At 32.0% G+C, this 21,568-nt stretch carries 20 protein-coding genes and 1 tRNA gene; 9 read left to right on the forward strand and 12 right to left on the reverse strand.

Annotation, left to right across the window (positions count from 1 at the left end):
* Nucleotides 1-417: 417 nt before the first annotated feature.
* The 3 genes from GFJ99_RS09945 to GFJ99_RS09955 all read right to left on the reverse strand — a co-directional run bounded on the left by GFJ99_RS09945 (nucleotide 418) and on the right by GFJ99_RS09955 (nucleotide 3,332).
* Nucleotides 418-798: a hypothetical protein gene (locus tag GFJ99_RS09945; protein WP_153208579.1), complete on the reverse strand. Its 381-nt coding sequence runs from the start codon at nucleotides 796-798 to the stop codon at nucleotides 418-420.
* A gap of 172 nt (nucleotides 799-970) precedes the next feature.
* Entirely contained in the window at nucleotides 971-1,504 is a 534-nt protein-coding gene (locus tag GFJ99_RS09950) for a hypothetical protein (RefSeq protein WP_153208580.1), read from the reverse strand.
* An 85-nt stretch (nucleotides 1,505-1,589) separates the two neighbouring features.
* Nucleotides 1,590-3,332: a tyrosine-type recombinase/integrase gene (locus GFJ99_RS09955; protein ID WP_153208581.1), complete on the reverse strand. Its 1,743-nt coding sequence runs from the start codon at nucleotides 3,330-3,332 to the stop codon at nucleotides 1,590-1,592.
* Between the two features lie 895 nt (nucleotides 3,333-4,227).
* Between GFJ99_RS09955 and GFJ99_RS09960 the strand changes: the two genes are divergently transcribed.
* Entirely contained in the window at nucleotides 4,228-4,518 is a 291-nt protein-coding gene (locus GFJ99_RS09960; protein ID WP_153208582.1) for a GIY-YIG nuclease family protein, read from the forward strand.
* A 710-nt stretch (nucleotides 4,519-5,228) separates the two neighbouring features.
* On the opposite strand, the gene GFJ99_RS09965 is transcribed toward GFJ99_RS09960, so the two are convergent.
* Nucleotides 5,229-5,310 (reverse strand) — tRNA-Tyr (locus GFJ99_RS09965).
* Between the two features lie 165 nt (nucleotides 5,311-5,475).
* Entirely contained in the window at nucleotides 5,476-6,600 is a 1,125-nt protein-coding gene (locus GFJ99_RS09970; RefSeq protein ID WP_153208583.1) for a TlpA disulfide reductase family protein, read from the reverse strand.
* Between the two features lie 242 nt (nucleotides 6,601-6,842).
* Here GFJ99_RS09970 and rpsA point away from each other — a divergent pair, with 242 nt between their 5' ends.
* From rpsA to arsB, 6 genes are all read left to right on the forward strand, one after another.
* Nucleotides 6,843-8,609 carry a 30S ribosomal protein S1 gene (gene rpsA, locus GFJ99_RS09975; protein ID WP_153208584.1) on the forward strand — a complete coding sequence of 589 codons (1,767 nt, stop codon included), beginning with the start codon at nucleotides 6,843-6,845 and terminating at the stop codon, nucleotides 8,607-8,609.
* 279 nt (nucleotides 8,610-8,888) lie between these two features.
* Nucleotides 8,889-9,212, forward strand: coding sequence for a helix-turn-helix transcriptional regulator (locus GFJ99_RS09980; RefSeq protein WP_153208585.1), 324 nt, complete (start codon nucleotides 8,889-8,891; stop codon nucleotides 9,210-9,212).
* Nucleotides 9,213-9,357: 145 nt separating this feature from the next.
* Nucleotides 9,358-9,834, forward strand: a complete 477-nt coding sequence (locus GFJ99_RS09985) for a DUF6428 family protein (protein ID WP_153208586.1) — start codon at nucleotides 9,358-9,360, stop codon at nucleotides 9,832-9,834.
* Between the two features lie 69 nt (nucleotides 9,835-9,903).
* Nucleotides 9,904-10,440: a trans-aconitate 2-methyltransferase gene (locus GFJ99_RS09990; protein ID WP_370454303.1), complete on the forward strand. Its 537-nt coding sequence runs from the start codon at nucleotides 9,904-9,906 to the stop codon at nucleotides 10,438-10,440.
* Nucleotides 10,441-10,587: 147 nt separating this feature from the next.
* Entirely contained in the window at nucleotides 10,588-11,196 is a 609-nt protein-coding gene (locus GFJ99_RS09995; RefSeq protein ID WP_153208587.1) for a low molecular weight phosphatase family protein, read from the forward strand.
* A gap of 56 nt (nucleotides 11,197-11,252) precedes the next feature.
* A complete protein-coding gene (gene arsB, locus GFJ99_RS10000) occupies nucleotides 11,253-12,284 on the forward strand; it encodes an ACR3 family arsenite efflux transporter (protein WP_153208588.1) in 1,032 nt (343 codons plus the stop codon).
* Nucleotides 12,285-12,316: 32 nt separating this feature from the next.
* Here the strand turns inward: arsB and GFJ99_RS10005 are convergent, their stop codons facing one another.
* The 6 genes from GFJ99_RS10005 to GFJ99_RS10030 all read right to left on the reverse strand — a co-directional run bounded on the left by GFJ99_RS10005 (nucleotide 12,317) and on the right by GFJ99_RS10030 (nucleotide 18,483).
* On the reverse strand, nucleotides 12,317-14,062 hold the full coding sequence (locus GFJ99_RS10005; RefSeq protein ID WP_153208589.1) for a T9SS type A sorting domain-containing protein: 1,746 nt from the start codon (nucleotides 14,060-14,062) through the stop codon (nucleotides 12,317-12,319).
* A 116-nt stretch (nucleotides 14,063-14,178) separates the two neighbouring features.
* Complete coding sequence (locus GFJ99_RS10010; RefSeq protein ID WP_153208590.1) at nucleotides 14,179-14,439, reverse strand: hypothetical protein; 261 nt, start codon at nucleotides 14,437-14,439, stop codon at nucleotides 14,179-14,181.
* A gap of 123 nt (nucleotides 14,440-14,562) precedes the next feature.
* On the reverse strand, nucleotides 14,563-14,871 hold the full coding sequence (locus GFJ99_RS10015; RefSeq protein ID WP_040470982.1) for a co-chaperone YbbN: 309 nt from the start codon (nucleotides 14,869-14,871) through the stop codon (nucleotides 14,563-14,565).
* A gap of 80 nt (nucleotides 14,872-14,951) precedes the next feature.
* On the reverse strand, nucleotides 14,952-15,587 hold the full coding sequence (locus GFJ99_RS10020) for a peroxiredoxin (RefSeq protein WP_008257657.1): 636 nt from the start codon (nucleotides 15,585-15,587) through the stop codon (nucleotides 14,952-14,954).
* A 120-nt stretch (nucleotides 15,588-15,707) separates the two neighbouring features.
* Nucleotides 15,708-17,165: a Na+/H+ antiporter NhaC gene (nhaC, locus tag GFJ99_RS10025; RefSeq protein ID WP_153208591.1), complete on the reverse strand. Its 1,458-nt coding sequence runs from the start codon at nucleotides 17,163-17,165 to the stop codon at nucleotides 15,708-15,710.
* Between the two features lie 115 nt (nucleotides 17,166-17,280).
* Nucleotides 17,281-18,483: an aminotransferase class I/II-fold pyridoxal phosphate-dependent enzyme gene (locus GFJ99_RS10030; RefSeq protein WP_153208592.1), complete on the reverse strand. Its 1,203-nt coding sequence runs from the start codon at nucleotides 18,481-18,483 to the stop codon at nucleotides 17,281-17,283.
* A 185-nt stretch (nucleotides 18,484-18,668) separates the two neighbouring features.
* Between GFJ99_RS10030 and GFJ99_RS10035 the strand changes: the two genes are divergently transcribed.
* The gene (locus GFJ99_RS10035; protein ID WP_008257670.1) at nucleotides 18,669-19,121 is read left to right on the forward strand and encodes an Lrp/AsnC family transcriptional regulator; all 453 of its coding nucleotides are present in this window, start codon (nucleotides 18,669-18,671) and stop codon (nucleotides 19,119-19,121) included.
* Nucleotides 19,122-19,221: 100 nt separating this feature from the next.
* On the forward strand, nucleotides 19,222-20,625 hold the full coding sequence (lpdA, locus tag GFJ99_RS10040; protein WP_153208593.1) for a dihydrolipoyl dehydrogenase: 1,404 nt from the start codon (nucleotides 19,222-19,224) through the stop codon (nucleotides 20,623-20,625).
* Between the two features lie 232 nt (nucleotides 20,626-20,857).
* On the opposite strand, the gene GFJ99_RS10045 is transcribed toward lpdA, so the two are convergent.
* Entirely contained in the window at nucleotides 20,858-21,568 is a 711-nt protein-coding gene (locus GFJ99_RS10045) for an RloB family protein (protein ID WP_153208594.1), read from the reverse strand.

Consider the following 21,568-nt stretch of genomic DNA (forward strand, 5'->3'; position numbering starts at 1 on the left):
AAACCGCTGTTGTAGGCTGCATAATATTTTCGGAACTTAAAAACACAACGCAACGATTATCCGCAAAGTTCGGATTGTCACGCAACGTTAAATATCAGTTTTCAATTTCACTTCGGATTTTCTCGCAAACGTAATTTCAACACAAAGTTTATCGACAAAGTTCGGTTCAGGTTTCAATTATCACGCAAGATTTTTCGGTAACAATTTCATTAAATTTCTTTTGAAAAAATAGGAGAGAAGCCTTCAGCGTAAGTTCGGAAAATATGTTGCCTACAACGTTTTGTGGCTTGAATTAATGGCGAGCCAAAGCACCAAACCATTACAAATATACACAAAACTTTAAATAAAACAACTGTGCCATTGAGGATTTTCCGCAAGCCCAGCCATTAATGCAAACCGCTGTTAGCGGTAGTAGTTTTATTCAGGTTCTTCCAGTTCATCCATAAATGGCAATATATTTTCCAGCGGAATTTTTTCATTCCAATTGATTTCAATATTTAGTTTTGAAATATCACTTTTATGAATTTCTAAAAGATTTTTTGAATCTTTTGATGTCCAATAAATTTCAATCGGAATTTGAAAAGAACCAGGTGTTATAAAATCAACTTTCGCAAAAACCTTATTTCCGATTTGCTTAATTTCTGGGTCACTAATACCCACAATTAATTGAAAGTTATATTTTTCAAATTCTTTAATACCTGTACCAGTACTTCCTTTTTCTAATAATTGTCTGCTTAGTTCTTTTTGAAATGTCGGATGAAATTCATCGTTTAAAAAAATTGTCCAATCGTATGTCATATTTTTTGCGTTCCGTTTTTTACTATTACCGCTAACGTTTGACGGCTTGTGGCAGTTGCGTAAATTTAGCACTTAATTTCACAAATATAAAACTCCCAATAAATTTTCGGAGAAAATTCAAACAAAGACCAAGCCGAGCAATTGCTACAAACCGTTGTTGGCAGTAGTATTTTTACTTTTTTATATATTTTATACCAAGTATTCCTTTTTCAAAGTTTAGCTTTAATGTGTCATTTATTTTTATTGTATTACTATTTATTTTTAAATGAAATTTATTAAAATCATTTTCCCAGATAGTCTCTTTATTTTTTTTATTAAGGGCAATTAGATTATTTCCTTCAATATCAATTATTTTATACTTTTCAGTTATAGTATTTACCTTTTTACATCTATTTATATATAGAAATGAAGAAATTATTATTGGTTGAAAGAATGCAGCAAATAAAAAACCAATAATTATAGAAACGAAAACTTTATTTAATTTTTCTTCTAACGATACTTTTTTAATAACAAGTTTTAGAAAAAATAAAAATGCAATTATACCGATTACTATGAAGGAAGTTTTCCAATAGTATTTATTTTTGAAGTTACTAATATCATTATCTAGATAATAATCTTCTTGATTAGGAACAAATACAAAAAGCAATAATGATAATATAACATAATATATTATTTGAAATTTATATTTATTGAGAAGTTTTATCATTCTTATTTTTTCGACGATTCGTTTTAATATTACTGCCAACTAGTAAATAGCATCAAATATATACAACTTTTTTATATTGTAAAAATTATTCATCAAGTTTTTTCTTACTTTTTAAATCAATCATTCGGTCTAACGGACTCTGTATTTTATCTACAGCCGTTTTGGTTAAATGGGTATAAACAGTAGTCGTTTTAATACTCGAATGCCCTAAAAATTGCTGAATGTATCGTATGTCGGTGCCATTCTCAAGTAAATGAGTTGCAAAACTATGACGCAACGTGTGTACAGTTGCTTTTTTCTCTAAGCCACTTAACTTTAATGCCGTACGCATAACCTGTTGCACACTCCCTGTACTATAAGGCTCACCGGCAAACTGACCCTCAAAAACATACAACTTGCCCTTGTACAACTCTCTATACAATTGCAACGAACTAACAATAGAGTAGGGCAACATTACCATACGATCTTTCTTTCCCTTGGCATTTTTAACATGTATTTTGTGCTCCTCAAATAAAATATCACTCCATTTTAAACTCACAATTTCACTCACTCGCAATCCAGCACCATAACCAATCAATAATAGCAACTTATGTTTCGGATTATCCACCACCTTAAAAATTAGCAAACATTCCTCCATCGTCAATACAACCGGAAGTTTCTTCTCCTTTTTCGGACGCGGAAGCACAAACGTAAAATCGCGCTTTCCTAAAACTTGCTGATAGTAAAACTGAACCCCATTCACCATACTATGACCACTAGTGGCCGACAAGCCTCGCTCCATTAACGAACCTAAAAAGCGAATAATCTCCTCTCTACTCACATCCTCCGGATTCCTAAAATCAAAATAGCGCAAAAACTGAATAAAAGCACCACAATACGTACGCAAAGTAGAACTACTATAATTCAAGGCTAATAATGTATCAACCATACCACTCAAATACAAGTGGGCCTTCTCAGGAACCATATCCAGCAAACTCTTCTTTGTTTTAGACAAATCCAGCTGCTTTTTATTAGGCAAATTACGCTTATCTAAATAATTTTTCGGAAGCAATATTTCAATCTCAATCCCCGTATTCTCAAACTGCAAATGCAAAGAATCCATTACAACCGGAGCAGCCGGAAGCAAATAACAATTCTTACTCTTGCTAAAACGCATCATTGAAAACCGCTTCAATTTCTCATGAACCTGCAACACTTTAGGAACATAAACCTCCATCCATGAAACAGCTTCAGCATGAGGCAAAACCTTTATTTTTCCCTTAACAACAAAAGAATCTTTAACAAAATAATCCAATCCAAAAACCCCCGAAACACCTAAAATACCCTCAACCTCTTTTTTAACCACCTCATTCCTATAAACCATGTAACTTTTATAATTACCGTTCCAGTAAACCCCTTTAACCTTTAAAAGTTGTTTACTAATTTCATGATGAAAATGCATTTTAAAAACCCAATATTTACCTATACTTGGCAACAATTGTAACCTCAATTTATCAGAAGAAACAACAGATTGTTTATGTTCAGGATTACTCACAACAGAGCCTAACTGAAGAGCGCTTGAAGAAGCTATGGGTGAAAGGTCACGGTTATCAACACCGGTCACCAGAGTAGGAATAGAAGATTCAGTAACAACCACCAAATCTGGAAAGTGAGAACGTAATAAATGATAAGAAACCTTAGAATAATCTAAATACCAACAACGACGAGAACCACTATAAGTAGCACCTAACCGTTTTAAAACAGCAATAATTTCAAAATCCTTATCAAAAAACACCCCAATGCGATAAGCACCATGGTGAAAAATCTTCTCAATACGTATAGTTTTCATGGCAAATAATTATTTAATGGCTTATATATCACAAATATATAAAATAAAAATAAAATACCCAAACCATTGTAAAGTCAAGCGAAGTCGAGAAACACAAAACCACCACCATTGTCAAGTCGAGCGAAGTCGAGACAAAACAAAAAGCACCATTCCCACCACCGTCAGTTCGAGTGATTTTACAAAGTAAAAATGCTAATTTTTGCTTTTTAAAATTGTATCGAGAACCAGTAAAATCGAATCACCACCGTCAGTTCGAGTGATTTTAAAAGGAAAAAATGCCAATTTTTGCCTTGTAAAATTGTATCGAGAACACGTAAACCGTATATGTTTATTGTAAAATAAAACAGAACTTAACTTCTCGATACGCTTCGCACTCGAAGAGACGTGTGTCGAGAACCAGTAAAATCGCATCACCACCGTCAGTTCGAGTGATTTTAAAAGGAAAAAATGCTAATTTTTGCCTTGTAAAATTGTATCAAGAACACGTAAACCAGAATTGAGTACTTATTAAACGTAATCCCACCACCGTCAGTTCGAGTGATTTTAAAAGGAAAAAATGCTAATTTTTGCTTTTTAAAATTGTATCGAGAACACGTAAACCGTATATATTTATTTTAAAATAAAACAGACAAATACTTCTCGATACGCTTCGCACTCGAAGAGACGTGTGTCTAGAACCAGTAAAATCGCATCAACACCGTCAGTTCGAGTGATTTTAAAAGGAAAAAATGCTAATTTTTGCCTTGTAAAATTGTATCGAGAACACGAAAAATTTAATCGAGAATATCTAAAATCGCATCAACACCGTCAGTTCGAGTGATTTTAGATTTTAAAAACATAAGTTTTTTAAACCTAAAATTATATCGAGAACACGAAAAAAAACTATTTTTGTTACATGCAAATTTCATACGTTTACATACTCAAATGTTCAGATGATTCATACTACACGGGTGTTACAAGTAATTTAACACAACGAATGTATCAACACGAATCAGCTTTTTATCCAGACTGTTACACAGCATCAAGAAGACCTGTTAAGTTAGTTTTTTATGCCGAATTTACAAATATTGGTTTTGCCATAGATAAAGAAAAACAAATAAAAAAATGGTCTAGAGCTAAAAAAGAAGCTTTGATTAATGATAATTATGATGCGCTTCCTAATCTTGCTAGAAAAAAGTTTAAATAATGATTAAATCGAAAGCAAATAATTAATTCTTACCGTCAGTTCGAGTGATTTTAAAAGGAAAAAATGCCAATTTTTGCTTTTTAAAATTGTATCGAGAACACGTAAACCGTATATTTTTTTTATAAAATAAAACAGACAAAAACTTCTCGATACGCTTCGCACTCGAAGAGACGTGTGTCGAGAACCAGTAAAATCGCTTCACCACCGTCAGTTCGAGTGATTTTAAAAGGAAAAAATGCTAATTTTTGCCTTGTAAAATTGTATCAAGAACACGTAAACCAGAATTGAGTACTTATTAAACGTAATCCCACCACCGTCAGTTCGAGTGATTTTAAAAGGAAAAAATGCTAATTTTTGCTTTTTAAAATTGTATCGAGAACACGTAAACCGTATATATTTATTTTAAAATAAAACAGACAAAAACTTCTCGATACGCTTCGCACTCGAAGAGACGTGTGTCGAGAACCAGTAAAATCGCTTCACCACCGTCAGTTCGAGTGATTTTAAAAGGAAAAAATGCTAATTTTTGCCTTGTAAAATTGTATCGAGAACTAAAAAAGAGGACATGTCATATTAGGGAGATACTCCATAGATAGTGTATAGATAAAGTATGGATAGTGTATGGATAGTGTATGGATAGTGTATGTAAGATGTATACAATACTAGAAACAGTAAGATACAAAAAAAGCACTTCTAACGAAGTGCTTTTGTGGGGAGAGCAGGATTCGAACCTGCGAAGATGTAATCAGCGGATTTACAGTCCGCCCTCGTTGGCCGCTTGAGTATCTCCCCAAGCCATCTTACTTATTTGACTAAGCGGTTGCAAATATAGAATTGTTTTTCATATCAGCAAAGATATTTTTTACAATTTTTCATACTATTTTATAACTTTCTGTAAATGAAAAACATAAAAAAAATCTTCCGAAGAAGATTTTTTAATTTTATAAAAATATCAGATTATTTAGCCTCTAAAAGAGCAATTACTTTAGCACGTAATTCTTCACCTCTAAGGTCTTTTGCCACAATAATTCCATTAGCATCTAAAATAAAAGTAGCAGGAATAGCTTGTACATTATATTGTTTAGCAATAGGATCTTCCCAAAACTTAAGGTTAGAAACATGAGCCCAAGTTAAATTATCTTTAGCAATAGCCTCTTTCCATTTATCAGCATCTTTATCTAAAGAAACACCAATAATGTTTAAACCTTTTTCGTGTAATTCTTTATACATAGCCACTACGTTAGGGTTTTCTGCTCTACAAGGACCACACCAAGAAGCCCAGAAATCTATAATAGTAACCTTGCCTAAAGACTCTTTTAAAGAAACCGTTTTTCCATCAGGAGTAGGTCCAGTAAAAAGAGGAGCAGGTTTGCCTATAACAATAGCGGTCATAGCGTCTAAAGTAGTTTTAATTTTCTTACCACTTTTAGTAGCAGCCAATTCCTTACTTAAACCATTATAATACGATTTAACTTCTTCAGTAGTTAAATATTGTCTCATTAAAAAATTCTCTAACAATAATACAGATAAATAAGCATCCGGATTCTCTTTAATAAACTTTTTAGAGTAGTCATTCATTTCATCCTGAAATTTCTTATACTCTTTTAATAATTTATTTACAGTAACGGTATCATTATTAGTGCGAGCCTCTTGCATAGCAGGACCATTAGTTTTTTCAAACTTCATTACTTTTTCAGAAATCACTCTAGTTTCAGTATTAAATTTTTGAAACTTATCATTATTAGGAGTACCACCTAAAGTAGATTTATGAATCGAATCTTTAACAATTTCAACTTCAATTTTACCTTGTTCTAAAATAATAGGCAAATTAATCTCCATGTTTTCAATTCTAATAAAACCAATGTCAATACCATCGGCAATACCTTTCAGTTCAAACTTTCCGTCAGTTACAATAGCAGTGTCCTTAGCAACAGAACCTGTTTCCGTTTGTACTTCAACAAAAACTTTTTTTCCGTTTTCAACACCAGCAATTGTACCAGCAATTAAAAACTCATTATCCTTAAGATTGTTACAAGAAACAATTAAAAGAACAGAAGCAACAATAAAAACTATTTTTTTCATTTTATCTATTAAATTTCTGCAAATGTATCTAAAATAACTTATTTACAAAACATAAATAAATGTTAGAATTCGATAAAAACAAGCTATAAAGTTTTTGTAAATCAAAAATATAGTTGTAATTTTGCGCACCTTTTGGCGGATAGCGTTTCCATTAGGTATCAATCATTTAAGTAAAACACTGCTGTTGTTTTCTATTCGCATTAAGAAACGCTAGTAACACGGCATACAAATTTTTAATCAGCATGTCTGAAATTAACAAAACACAAGAAGAGTTTTTAGCGAATTTTAACTGGCACAACTTCCAAGAAGGAATTGACCCAGTAGATGAAAAAAACTTACAAGAATTTGAAGATCTAGTAACTAAAACATTCATCGCTACAGATCAAGAAGAAGTAGTAGAAGGAGTAGTAGTTAGAATTACAGAAAGAGATGCAATTGTAGACATCAACGCTAAATCTGAAGGTGTTATTTCTTTAAACGAATTCCGTTACAATCCAAACTTAAAAGTTGGAGATAAAGTAGAAGTACTTATCGACGTTCGTGAAGATAAAACAGGTCAATTAGTATTATCTCACAGAAAAGCTAGAACTATCAAAGCATGGGATAGAGTTATTTCTGCTAACGAAACAGGAGAAATCGTTAACGGTTTCGTTAAATGTAGAACTAAAGGGGGTATGATTGTAGATGTTTTCGGAATTGAAGCATTCTTACCAGGTTCACAAATTGATGTGAAACCTATCCGTGATTACGATCAATATGTGAACAAAACTATGGAATTCAAAGTAGTTAAAATTAACCACGAATTCAAAAACGTAGTAGTATCTCACAAAGCGCTTATCGAAGCAGATATTGAAGTACAGAAAAAAGAAATCATTGGTCAATTAGAAAAAGGACAAGTATTAGAAGGTGTTGTTAAAAACATTACTTCTTACGGTGTATTTATTGATTTAGGTGGAGTAGATGGATTAATCCATATTACTGACTTATCTTGGTCAAGAATCAATCACCCAAGCGAAGTTCTTGAATTAGACCAAAAATTAAACGTTGTAATCCTTGATTTCGATGACGAGAAAACAAGAATCCAATTAGGTTTAAAACAATTAAACGCTCATCCATGGGATGCTTTAGGAGCTGAATTAAAAGTAGGTGATAAAGTTAAAGGTAAAGTTGTTGTTTTAGCTGATTACGGAGCTTTCATCGAAGTTGCTGAAGGTGTAGAAGGTTTAATCCACGTTTCTGAAATGTCTTGGTCTACTCACTTAAGAAGTGCTCAAGATTTCATGAAAATTGGAGACGAGGTTGAAGCAGTTGTTTTAACTTTAGATAGAGACGAAAGAAAAATGTCTTTAGGTATCAAACAAATGACGCAAGATCCATGGACAGATATTACTTCTAAATACCCAGTTGCTTCTAAACATACAGGTATCGTTAGAAACTTTACTAACTTCGGAATTTTCGTAGAGTTAGAAGAAGGTATCGACGGTTTAGTATACATCTCTGATTTATCTTGGACTAAGAAAATCAAACACCCATCTGAATTTGTAAACGTAGGAGACAATATGGATGTTGTAGTATTAGAATTAGACGTTGAAGGTCGTAAATTATCTTTAGGTCACAAACAAACTACTGCTAACCCATGGGATAAATACGAAGATGCTTTCGCTGTAGGAACTGTTCATAACGGTACTATTGCTGAAATCGTTGACAAAGGGGCTACTGTAGAATTTGGTGACGATATCGTTGCTTTCATTCCTACACGTCACTTAGAAAAAGAAGACGGTAAAAAATTGAAAAAAGGAGATACTGCTGACTTTAAAGTTATTGAGTTCAATAAAGAATTCAAAAGAGTAGTAGCTTCTCATACAGCTATCTTCCGTGAAGAAGAAGAGAAAAACGTTAAAACTGCAGTTGAAACTTCATCAAATACTTCAGCTCAAACATCTACTTTAGGTGATAATAACGATATTCTTGCTGAATTAAAAGCTAAAATGGAAAAAGGAGGTAAATAATCTCACTTTTTGTTATGCTGTTCGCCTAGGTGAATTAGCAGCTATAAAATTAATCCCGAAAGAAATTTCGGGATTTTTTATTGTGTATTATATTTGTTTATCGTAATATTGCAATATAATAATAAGGATAATTATTGATTACCTAAGTCCGAGTATTTTTTGCTTACGATTTCACATCAGTTCGAGTGATTTTACAAAGTAAAAATGCTAATTTTTACTTTGTAAAATTGTATCGAGAACCAATTTTAATAATTATACCAATAGTAAATTTATAACATAATGGGAGCATCAAAATCAGAATCCTTTTCAGTAGAACACAACGAATTAGCAAATATATTCAAAGCTTTATCACATCCGGCTCGTATTGCTATCGTTGATTATCTATTAACTGTTGATACTTGTATTTGTGGCGATATTGTAAACGAACTGCCTTTAGCGCAACCTACCGTTTCGCAACACTTAAAAGAGTTAAAAAACGCAAATATTATTAAAGGAAATATAGAAGGTACAGCCATTTGCTATTGCATCAATCCAGATACAATAGATTTAATAGAAAATCACTTTGGCATGATTCGTCATAAGTTAAAGAATAAATGTTGTTAAGAGTAATATTCGTCACTTTGAGTGATTCATCTGAAATTTCACGTCAGTTCGAGTGTTTTTTGTGAAGTAAAACGGAACAAAAAATGTATCGAGAACAAGTGAAATAGTATCGAGAACTTTTTGAAAACAAATTAAAAAATACATTATGAAATTATCCGAAATCAAATCCGAACTAAAAAAGCTAACCACTATTGCTTTTCAATTGCCAAATGGCGAATTAGTTCCAAACCATTTTCACGTCACAGAAGTAGGGAAAATTACGAAACATTTCATCGATTGTGGTGGTGTTGTTCGCACAGAAGAAGTCGCAAACTTCCAACTTTGGGAAGCAAACGATTACGATCATAGATTGCATCCAGAAAAATTAGTACATATAATTGAATTGTCTGAATCTAAACTGCAAATACCAGATTTAGAAATCGAAGTAGAATATCAAATGAAGGAAACCATCGGAAAATTTGATTTAGAGTTCAATGGCACTAATTTTTTATTAGTATCAAAACTAACCGATTGTTTAGCAAAAGACAAATGCGGCATCCCACCCGAAAAGTTGAAAGTTAAAATAGGCGAGTGGAAGCAAAAAGAAACCTCTTGTTGCACTCCGGAATCAGGTTGTTGTTAATTTTAAAGTAAAAAATCATAGTGTACATTGTGCCTTCCTAGTGCGCTTTGTGGTTAAAATAATCAAAATATGTCAGAAAAACAACAACATTGGGAAACGGTTTTTACTACAAAAGCTGAAAATGAAGTAAGTTGGTATCAAAACGAGCCTAAAACTTCTATTCAATTAATTCAAGCTTGTAAAGTAGCTAAAGATGCCAAAATCATAGATATTGGAGGTGGAGACAGCTATTTGATTGATAGTTTATTAGAATTGGGTTATACGAATTTATTCTTGTTAGACATTTCGGCTGCTGCTATTGAACGTGCAAAAAAACGATTAGGAGATAAAGCTAAGAAGGTAACTTTTATAGTTTCCGATAGTTTGCATTTTCAATCAAATGAGAAATTTGATGTTTGGCACGATAGAGCTTCTTTTCATTTTTATACAGAAGCTAATGATATCGAACAATATAAAAAGAATGTAGTCGCAAATACCAATCAAAACGGACATTTAATAATTGGAACTTTTTCTGAAGACGGACCTTTAAAATGCAGTGGTTTGCCAATAACACAATATTCGGTTGAAAAAATGGAAGCAGTTTTCGGCGAAGATTTCGAATTATAAAATTGCTTTACAGAAGACCATGAAACACCTTTTGACACAGTTCAGAATTTCATATTTTGTCATTATAAAAAAAACTAAAAACTAAAAAAGAATCATTGTGAACATCGTGCCTTCTTAGTGCTCTTTGTGGCTAAAAAAAATCAAAATATGTTAGAAAATTTATCAAAAACCATCGAATCAATTGCAAAAATTGTAGTTTCAGAGGAACGTAAAGAAGTGTTGAATCCTTTAGTCGAATACATTCAAAATAAAGTGAATACTAACGAAGAAATTCGATTGAACTTCATTTGCACTCACAATTCCAGAAGAAGTCATTTATCCCAAATTTGGGCACAAACGATGGCGTTTCATTTCGGGATTAAAAATGTATTTTGTTATTCTGGCGGAACCGAAGCCACAGCCATGTTTCCAAAAGTTGGCGAAACCTTAGTCAATCAAGGTTTTCAAATTCAAAAGTTAAGCCAAGAACAAAATCCGGTGTATGCAGTGAAATTTGATGACAATCAACATTCTATTATCTGTTTTTCAAAAGCCTATTTCGATGATTTTAACCCTAAAACTAACTTCGGAGCCATCATGACGTGTAATAACGCTGACGAAGGCTGTCCAATGGTTTTTGGTGCAGAAGCCAGATTCCCAATCAAATACGATGATCCAAAAGCATTTGATGGAACCGATATGATGAACGAAAAATACGCTGAGAGAAGTTTACAGATAGCTTCTGAAATGTGTTTTGTGTTTTCACAAATAAAATAATTTATCAATTGTGAACATTGTGCCTTCTTAGTGTACTTTGTGGTTAATACTATAATATGAAAAAACGATTAGGATTTTTAGACCGACTTTTAACACTTTGGATTTTCTTAGCGATGCTAATTGGTGTTGCTATCGGATATTTTATTCCCAATTCTGCCAATTTTATCAACTCATTTTCGTCCGGAACTACAAATATTCCATTGGCAATTGGATTAATTTTAATGATGTATCCGCCTTTAACCAAAATCGATTTTTCTAAAGTGCCTCAAATGTTTGAAAAACCAAAGTTATTATCGGCTTCGTTTTTCATTACTTGGATTGTAGGTCCGTTTTTAATGTTTTTATTAGCTACTTTCTTTTTGAAGGACTATCCAGAATACATGATAGGGTTAATTATTATAGGAATTGCGCCTTGTATTGCCATGGTTATCGTTTGGAATGAACTTGCCGAAGGGAACCGTGAATTAACAGCTGGTTTAATAGGAATTAATAGTTTGTTACAAGTTTTCTTTTTTAGTTTGTATGCTTATTTCTATTTGGAAATCATGTTGCCTTTATTCGGAATCAAAGGGTTGGTATTAAATATTACTATTTCAGAAATTGCTCAAACCGTTGGAATCTATTTAGGAATTCCTTTTGTATTGGCAGTAATTAGTCGTTTTGCTATTAAAAAATATATCGGAGATAAGTTTTTCAATCAAACGTTTATTCCGTTTGTTTCGCCAATTACGCTTATTGCGCTTTTATTTACAATTGTAGTCATGTTTAGCTTAAAAGGCGAAATGATTGTAGATTTACCAATGGATGTTGTTCGAATAGCCATTCCACTAGTTATTTTCTTTGCAATTATGTTTTTCTTAATGTTTTTTGTTGCTAAGAAAATAGGAGCCAATTATCGAGATACAGTGGCGTTATCTTTTACCGCTTCAGGAAATAACTTTGAATTAGCGATTGCTGTTTCCATCGGAGTTTTCGGAATTAATAGCGGACAAGCATTTGCTGGCGTAATTGGACCTTTAGTAGAAGTTCCGGCTTTGATAATTTTAGTAAATGTCGCCTTTTGGTTGAGAAAGAAATATTACAAATAAAAAAAACGCTCTGTTTAAGAGCGTTTTTCGTTTTATTCTTTAATTACTTTTATCGTTTTCTGTTCCAAATCGTTTTCTAGTACAATTAAGTAAATTCCGCTTTCTAAACTAGCTAAATCTAAAGTATTAGAGGTTGAGTTTTCAAAAGATTTAGTTTCAATTAATTGACCTAATAGGCTATAAATACTTGCTTTAGTTAAAGTAATATTGTTTAAATATAAAATATCTTTAATAGGATTAGGATAGTAAGTAAACGAAGCAAAACTGTTATCATCAGCACTCAAAGTAGTAGTGATGTTAAATTGATAAGGCGTTTGGTAGTTGGTACTGGTTGGATTTGTACTTGTTAATTTTAAGAAATAATTTCCTGGTGTAAGAGATCTTGTAAAACTTAACGTATTTCCACTATTATTTTGTAAAGTACCAACAGCAGTTCCAGTTGCATCTAAAATAGTTCCACTCATGCTAGAAGTAACGATGCTGCTAACAGAAACAGTAGCATCTACATTATCCGTAATATTAAATGTAAAGAAATCGTTGTCTGCTGCCACTGGATTTTGAACGGTTGTATATCCAATGTAGTTTTTATTCGTTGTAATACCATAAGCTAGCTCTTTAAAATTAGGTTCGTCTAAGCCTTGCATCATTTGGTAAGGATATCTTGTTAATTCGGTATGATTTTCTATAATATCATAACCAGAATTAAAGTAAAATAATTTTGCCGGATAGGTTAATCCTGTTAAATACGAATTTAGATTAGAAGAAGGTTCTGGTACAACTCCATCAGTAGTAATATTACCGCCAAAAGCATTCGTAATTCGTCCAATTACACATGAAAAATCAATTAAATGATCAATTGGTTTTTGATTCAGCCCTTGAATAGTTTCTCCTAAAATACCGTTGCAATTTAAATCAACATTATAAAAATCAGGAGAATAAGAGTTGTCGTTCATGCTAGAACTATTTTGAATTTCTGTACCCCCAAATAAAAAATGACTTCCTTCACCACTATAATAGTACGTAGTTTTTAAATCTCTAATAGCTTCAGATCTAACATCAGTTCCTGTCATAAAAGCTAAAACATTATCGCTCGCATTACTTCCTCCGTTTGGTGTTCCTAGAGTTAAAAGTTTTGCTACATGATGTTGATTATCGGACTGCCAATTGTACGCGTTTTGAATGTATTCTCTAGAAGCCAAACCGCCCATACTATGTCCAACTAAAATAACTTTGTCTTTTCCAGTAACTTCCAAGACTCTTTGAACAGCAACTTTAACAGCAGCTCCTTGTTTTGCAATAGCAGCCTGATTACTTAATACCGTTGTTCCAACAGCGCCATTCGGATTTACATTAAAATTTACATAGAAATAGTCTCCATTTTGCACAAAAGATTCAAAAGCAGCAATATCGGCTCCGGCATTAGGATAAAAGTTTTTATTTGTGGTTGTATTGTTATTATCGGCATTTAAACAAAAGTCAAAACGACCACCATATGTAAAGCTGTATTGCGTATCATAATAATCGGTAGAAGTATTCCAAGTTTCCGAACTTGAATTTAATCCGTGTATAAAAATTATTGGATAAGGTAATTTACTTTCGAAAACCCTACTTGTAGTATTGTCTATTGGTGTTTTTAATGGAAAAATACTATCATTTCTGTATTCAAAGTATTCAAATTCCGAAGGTCTAGGTTTGAATTCTATTCTTTGATTTTGTGCAAATCCAATTGAAGAAACAAATAAAAAGCAAGATATTAGAAAAGAAGTAATTTTGTTCATACACATTATTTTAGGGGATAATAATGTGCAATATATAAAATATACGTTAAATTTTCTAAAATAATTTAATTTTGATGAAAATGTAATGATATGAAAAGCCCCAGAAGGAGCTTTTGTTATTCTTTATCTATAGAACCTAAAACACGTTTCATAAAATCGTTTAAGGCTGTTTTCTTGTCAGTACCTTTTTTTATTGCTTGATGTACTTCAAGTGCACCATACATGTTTGAAATTAATTCAGCAATTACATCTAATTCTTCATCTTTTAGAGCAGATACTTCGCATAGATTTTCTAAAACTTCTATTGTTTCTACCAAATAATCTTGATCGTTATCTTCAATAAATTGAGTTAACTGTTTTATAATAGGTAATTTCATTTGTTTTTTGTTTAAAAGTTTATAAGGTTAAGAGTTTAAAAGTTTAGAAGGGTTTTTGAGTAATTGATTTGAAGCTAATAAATACCTACTATATTACTTTTAACCCAATAAAAACTTAAACTTTTAAACTACTTCTGCTACTAATTCCGCTAAAACTTCTGCTTTATTAGTTTGTGTTTGATTTACTAATGCACCATTTTTAAAAGTAGCAAACGTAGGTAAATTATCTACTTTGGCTAATTTTCTTGATTCTGGAAATTTTTCAGCATCTACAATTACAAATGCAATTGATTCATTCTGAGAAGCCATCATTTTGAATTTTGGTTTCATGATACGACAATTTCCACACCAAGTAGCAGAAAATTGTACTACAACAGTTTCGTTATTTGCAACTACTTCTGCTAAATTATCTTGTTCTATTTCTGTAAACATAATTTTAAATTTCAATTTCAATAGCAATATCAAGTTTCAAATATTTAATTTTAGATATTGCTATTGATTTTTGTTATTGATTAATGTGAAGCTAAGTAAGCAGCAGTACTATTTCTATCAGCACTCATTGCATCTTTTCCTTCTTCCCAGTTTGCAGGACAAACTTCTCCTTTAGTTTGAACGTGTGTGTAAGCGTCTACTAATCTTAAATATTCATTTACATTTCTTCCTAATGGCATGTCGTTTACACTTTCGTGGAAAATTTTACCATCTTCGTCAATTAAATAAGTAGCTCTAAATGTTACGTTAGATCCTTCTAAGATTTCGTCATTTAAATCATCATTGTATACCCATTCTGCATCTAAAATATCTAAAGCAGCAGATAAATTACGAGTCGTATCCGCTAATAAAGGATAAGTTACACCTTCAATTCCACCATTATCTTTTGCTGTATTTAACCATGCAAAGTGTACTTCGTTAGTATCACAAGAAGCGCCAATTACCATTGTGTTTCTTTTTTCAAATTCACCTAAAGCCGCTTGAAAAGCATGTAATTCTGTTGGGCAAACGAAAGTAAAATCTTTAGGATACCAGAACAATAGTACTTTTTTCTTGTTTTTTGTAGCTTCTTCTAAAACGTTAATTCTTAAATTATCTCCCATAAAAGAGATTGCATCAACTGTAATGTTTGGGAATTTTTTTCCTACTAATGACATAATTTTATTTTTTAAGATTATTATTAATTTTCTTGATACAAATTTACGAATAAAAAAACCACTACTTAATTTAAGTAATGGTTAATTTTTATATAAAAATAGATTTTCTTTATAATATTCTTATTCTTTAATATCTGAAACCAATTGTTTGATTTTAATATTAAACGCTGCAAAAATTAAAGTCATAAACGGACTTAGATAGTTAAAAATCGCATACGGAATATAATCAAACGTAGAAACTCCTAAAGCTCCTGACTGGTAGGCTCCACAAGTATTCCATGGTATTAAAACCGAAGTTACTGTACCAGAATCTTCTAATGTTCTACTCAAGTTTTCTGGTGCTAAACCTTTGTCTTTATAAGCCTTTGCAAACATTTTTCCAGGTACAACAATAGCTAAATACTGATCTGAAGCTGTTATGTTTAAAGCCAAACAACTTCCAACAGTTGAAGCAAACAAACCAAAAGTGGTATGTGCTAATTTTAATAAAAACTGACTAATTCTTGCTAAAGCACCAATAGCGTCCATAATACCTCCAAAAACCATTGCACATAATATCAACCAAATAGTGCCTAACATTTTTTCCATTCCTCCAGCTGTAAACAAATCAGCTAATGTTTCATTTGTAGTAGGTATTACTGTTTTAGTTGTAATGGCATTCATGACTCCTTTATAACCGGTTGCAAAAGTTAATTCAGTTCCACCAGAAAGCATTAAAACAATATTAGGTTGAAAAATTAATGCAAAAACACCACCTAATAAAGTTCCAATTAATAAAGCAATTAAGGGTTCTGTTTTTTTAATAATTAAACCTATCACAATAACAGGGACTAAAAATAACCAAGGTGTAATGTTGAATGATTTTTGAATATCTGTTAATAAAGCTTCAGTATTTGCAATTCCAGTTGTTTTAACGGTTAATCCTAAAATCACAAAAATGATTAATGTAATAATATAAGTAGGAATAGTTGTTAAAGTCATATATCTAATATGAGTAAACAAATCGGTTCCAGCCATGGCAGGAGCAAGGTTGGTTGTGTCTGACATTGGAGATAATTTATCACCAAAATAGGCGCCAGAAATTACGGCACCAGCTACCATTCCTAAATCAAATCCTAATGCACCACCAATTCCAATTAAAGCGATACCAACAGTTGCAGATGTAGTCCATGAACTACCAGTAGCAATAGAAATTACAGAGCATATTATTAAAGTGGCTGGTAAAAAAATGGTAGGATTTAAAATTTGTAATCCATAGTATATCATAGAAGGAATAATTCCGCTAATTAGCCAAGTTCCGGCTAAAGAACCAACCATTAATAAAATTAAAATGGCTCCAGCTGTTGATTTTATGTTTTCTGCTACTTCATCAAGCATTTTTTTATAAGACACTTTATTAAAAAAACCAACAATTGCCGCAACTGCTGCTCCTAATAATAAAACAAACTGATTGCTTCCACCAAGTGCTTCATCTCCATATATGTATACATTATAAGCTAACATGCCTATTAACGCAATTACTGGAATTATGGCTTCAAAAATATTTAGTTCTTTGTTTTGTATGATTTTTGTATTCATTTAGTTTTATTTGAGTCTGCAATATAGAAAAATCAAATTTCACAACAAAGTATCATTAAAATAAAAAATCCGATTCATTACTAAATCGGATTTAAGTGAATTTATTTGGAAAGAATTATAAAACACCTAATTCAACCATACATTGTTTCATCATTTGATAGGTTCTTTCTATATCGTTATCTAAACCTATAGAAAAACGAATTAAACCATCGGTTAGTCCCATTTCTACTTGCTCTTCCATAGGAATTTCAGATGAAGTTGAAGTCCCAGGAGCACTGAATAATGTTTTGTAGAATCCTAAACTTACCGCTAAATATCCTAAATTACGTTCTTGCATTAATTCCATCAATGCATTTGCTTTTTCTAAAGAACCGGCATCAATTGTTAGCATTCCTCCAAATCCATATTCTGGATTTATCATCTTAGCATATATTTCATGACTTGGATGACTTTTTAACCCAGGATAAACCGTTTTTAATCCATCTTTTTCAAATTTATCAGCTAAATAAGTGGCATTATAACTGTGTTGTTTAATTCTGATATGTAATGTTCTCATGTTTTTCATTACACTTGCAGAACGCATACTATCCATAGTAGGACCTAAAAGCATACTAGCTCCTGAATTTACGTTTTTTAAATCGTTAATAAATTCTTGTGAAGCACAAACTACACCACCAACAGTATCGCTACTTCCGTTAATATATTTTGTTAAAGAATGTATTACGATATCGGCTCCAAGTTTTATAGGAGAAACAGATAATGGTGAAAACGTATTATCGACAACTAATTTTAAATTGTGTTTTTTTGCAATTTTAGAAAGTTCTACTAAGTTAGCCACTTCTAATAAGGGATTACTAACTGTTTCGCAATATAAAACCTTGGTATTAGGAGTAATAGCCGCTTCAACTACATCTAATTTTGTAATGTCAACAAATGTAGTTTTGATACCCATTCTTGGAACGAAATTCTTTAAAAAAGCATAAGTTCCTCCATAAATAGTTCTACTTGAAACGATATGATCGCCGTTTCCACATAATTGTAAAAGCGTAGGAGTAATAGCGCCCATTCCAGAAGCAGAAACGTTTGCCGATTCTGTTCCTTCCATTGCTGCTAATGCCTTGTCTAAGTATAAATTACTTGGAGATGAATGACGAGAATATAAGTAACATCCTTCTGCATTTCCTTCAAATGTATCAAACATGGTTTTTGCTGAAAGAAATGTATAGGTAGAACTATCTGAAATTGAAGGATTTACGCCTCCAAACTCACCAAAATATTGTAAATCTTGAATTTTGTCTGCTGGATTAAAATTTTCCATAACTTATAAGTTTAGTTGTTTATTTTAAATCAAAACTAATAATTGATAAATTATAAATCAATGTTTAGATAATAAATTAGAAAATATATCTATTTTTGTTTTAAAAAGTAGTTTAAATTTCTAAATAATTTTCATTTTACTTACATTTGCCGACAACAAACAACAACCAAACAACACAACTAACAATGGATGCTATTGATAAAAAATTATTAGGATTACTCCAAAACGACACCAAGAAGACAACGAAGGAACTTTCTATGGTTTTAAATCTTTCTGTAACTGCAGTTTATGAACGAATTAAAAAACTAGAAAGAGAAGGTGTTATTAGTAAATATGTAGCAATTTTAGACAGAATTAAGGTAGAAAAAGCCTTTGTTGTTTTTTGTCATATTAAATTAATACAACACACTAAAGATTTCGTAACTACGTTTGAAAATGAAGTAGTAAAATTAAATGAAGTTTTAGAATGTTTTCACGTGAGTGGAGATTATGACTACATTTTAAAAGTATGTGTAAAAGATATGGAGGAGTATCGAGAATTTATGGTTACTAAATTAACGGCTTTACAGCATATTGGAAGTACGCATAGTTCCTTTATGATTGGTGAAGTTAAAAACACCACAGCTTTTACTTTATAAAAAGCTATAATAATTTACCAAAAATCTAACAAAGAATTAATTCAAAAAGCGTTACTTTTGTATCCGAATTTAAGTCAAACAACAAACTTTATATAAAATCATGAGTCAATTTGATGTAACCATTATCGGTTCTGGACCTGGAGGATATGTTTCAGCAATCCGTTGTGCCCAATTAGGTTTTAAAACTGCTATTATTGAAAAATATTCTACTCTAGGAGGAACGTGTTTAAATGTAGGATGTATTCCTTCTAAAGCATTATTAGCTTCCTCGCATCATTATGAAGAGTTGCAACACTTTGCAGACCACGGAATTGAAGTTTCTGGCGATGTTAAAGTGAATTTAGAAAAAATGATTGCTCGTAAACAAGCAGTTGTGGATCAAACTTCGGGTGGAGTTAAATATTTAATGGATAAAAATAACATTACTGTTTTTAACGGAGTAGGTTCATTTGAAAGTGCTACTTCTGTAAAAGTAACTAAAGAAGATGGTTCTTCGGAAATCATCGAATCTAAAAATATTATTATTGCTACAGGTTCTAAACCTTCAAGTTTGCCTTTTATCAAATTAGATAAAGATAGAATCATCACTTCAACTGAAGCTTTGAAACTGAAAGAAGTTCCAAAACACTTAGTAATTATTGGTGGTGGTGTTATCGGAATCGAATTAGGTCAAGTGTATTTACGTTTAGGAGCGCAAGTTTCTGTAGTAGAATTCATGGACAGAATTATTCCAGGAATGGACGCTTCTTTGTCAAAAGAATTGACGAAAGTGTTGAAAAAACAAGGAATGAAATTCTACACGTCTCACAAAGTGCAATCGGTAGAAAGAGCTGGAGATGTAGTTACGGTAAAAGCAGAAAATGCTAAAGGAGAAATCATCACGTTAGAAGGTGATTATTCATTACTTTCTGTAGGTCGTCGTCCTTATACAGATGGATTAAATGCGGATAAAGCAGGAGTAAAAGTTACAGATAGAGGTCAAATCGAAGTAAATGATCATTTACAAACTTCGGCTTCAAATGTTTATGCCATTGGTGATGTGGTTCGTGGAGCAATGTTAGCACACAAAGCGGAAGAAGAAGGGGTAATGGTAGCTGAAATATTAGCTGGACAAAAACCACATATCGATTATAATTTAATTCCTGGCGTAGTGTATACTTGGCCAGAAGTTGCCGCTGTTGGTAAAACAGAAGAGCAATTGAAAGCAGAAGGTGTAGCTTACAAAGCAGGAAGTTTCCCATTCAAAGCATTAGGAAGAGCTAGAGCAGGAGGAGATACTGATGGATTTGTAAAAATATTAGCGGATGCAAAAACAGATGAAGTTTTAGGAGTTCATATGATTGGAGCAAGATGTGCTGATTTAATTGCAGAAGCAGTAACCGCTATGGAATTTAGAGCAAGTGCAGAAGATATTTCAAGAATGTCACACGCACACCCAACGTTTGCAGAAGCTATCAAAGAAGCCGCATTAGCAGCTACTGATAACAGAGCATTGCATGTGTAATTGATTATTCACAATAAATGAAAAGCCCAAATTTCAATTGAAATTTGGGCTTTTTTGTTTTATTTTAAAATAGCGAGTAATTATAAATAGTTTTTTTAAGTTGATTTTAATGTCCCATGGCTTTGCGATGTAACCGAATCTTTCGGTTAAGCACTGAATTCAAAGATACAAAACCAACTTCAAACTAAGTCCAAAACCCACAATCTTGCAAAACCTGTGTTTGCAGCAGGTGTTATTCTCCTTCGCTATAATTTTTTAGAATTTCAGAGTTTAATTCTTCCGATTTTCCAGTTAATTCCTCGATTAGTTTATAAACAAGTGTATTAGGATTATAAGTTGCGAAATTTTCTCCATTTATTCGTAATGCTAAATCTTTTGCCCACTTTATGGCTAATTCTTGATTTCCATATTTCTCTAATAAACTATACATATTTGTAGCGTTTTTCTTGTACTTGAATGGATTCTTTTTTGATTTTAGTTTTTCATTAATTGCTACTTCAATAGATTTTTGATATTCAGTTCTTTTCATTGCCGTAATTCTGTTGTGAAAATGAAGTAAATACCAAAGTTCAAAGGCTTCGTTGCTCCAAGCACATTCAATCCCGTGAGCTTTTGCTTTGAGTATCGCACTATTAAATGAGCTTTCTTTGAAACTATCTCTATCAAATACAGCCCAAACTCTGTCAAACTTTTGTTTTGAATTGTTTTTTAATTCTATTGCTTTTTCTACAACTTTTAGAGTACTAATACCTCCGCCATCATATTCAATGTCGTAAATTACTTTACCTACTTTTTTAGGAAAAGATTTAAAATAATTTGGTTCAGTTTTTTCACCCTCACAAACAATAAGGAAATATGTCACAAGTTCTCTTTCTGTTTTCTTTTTTGTTTTTTTTGAAAACCTTTTTTGTAGAGAATTATCTATTTTAATTACTCTTGCCAT

The organism is Flavobacterium sp. LMO6 (assembly GCF_009495795.1).
Taxonomy (GTDB): Bacteria; Bacteroidota; Bacteroidia; order Flavobacteriales; family Flavobacteriaceae; genus Flavobacterium.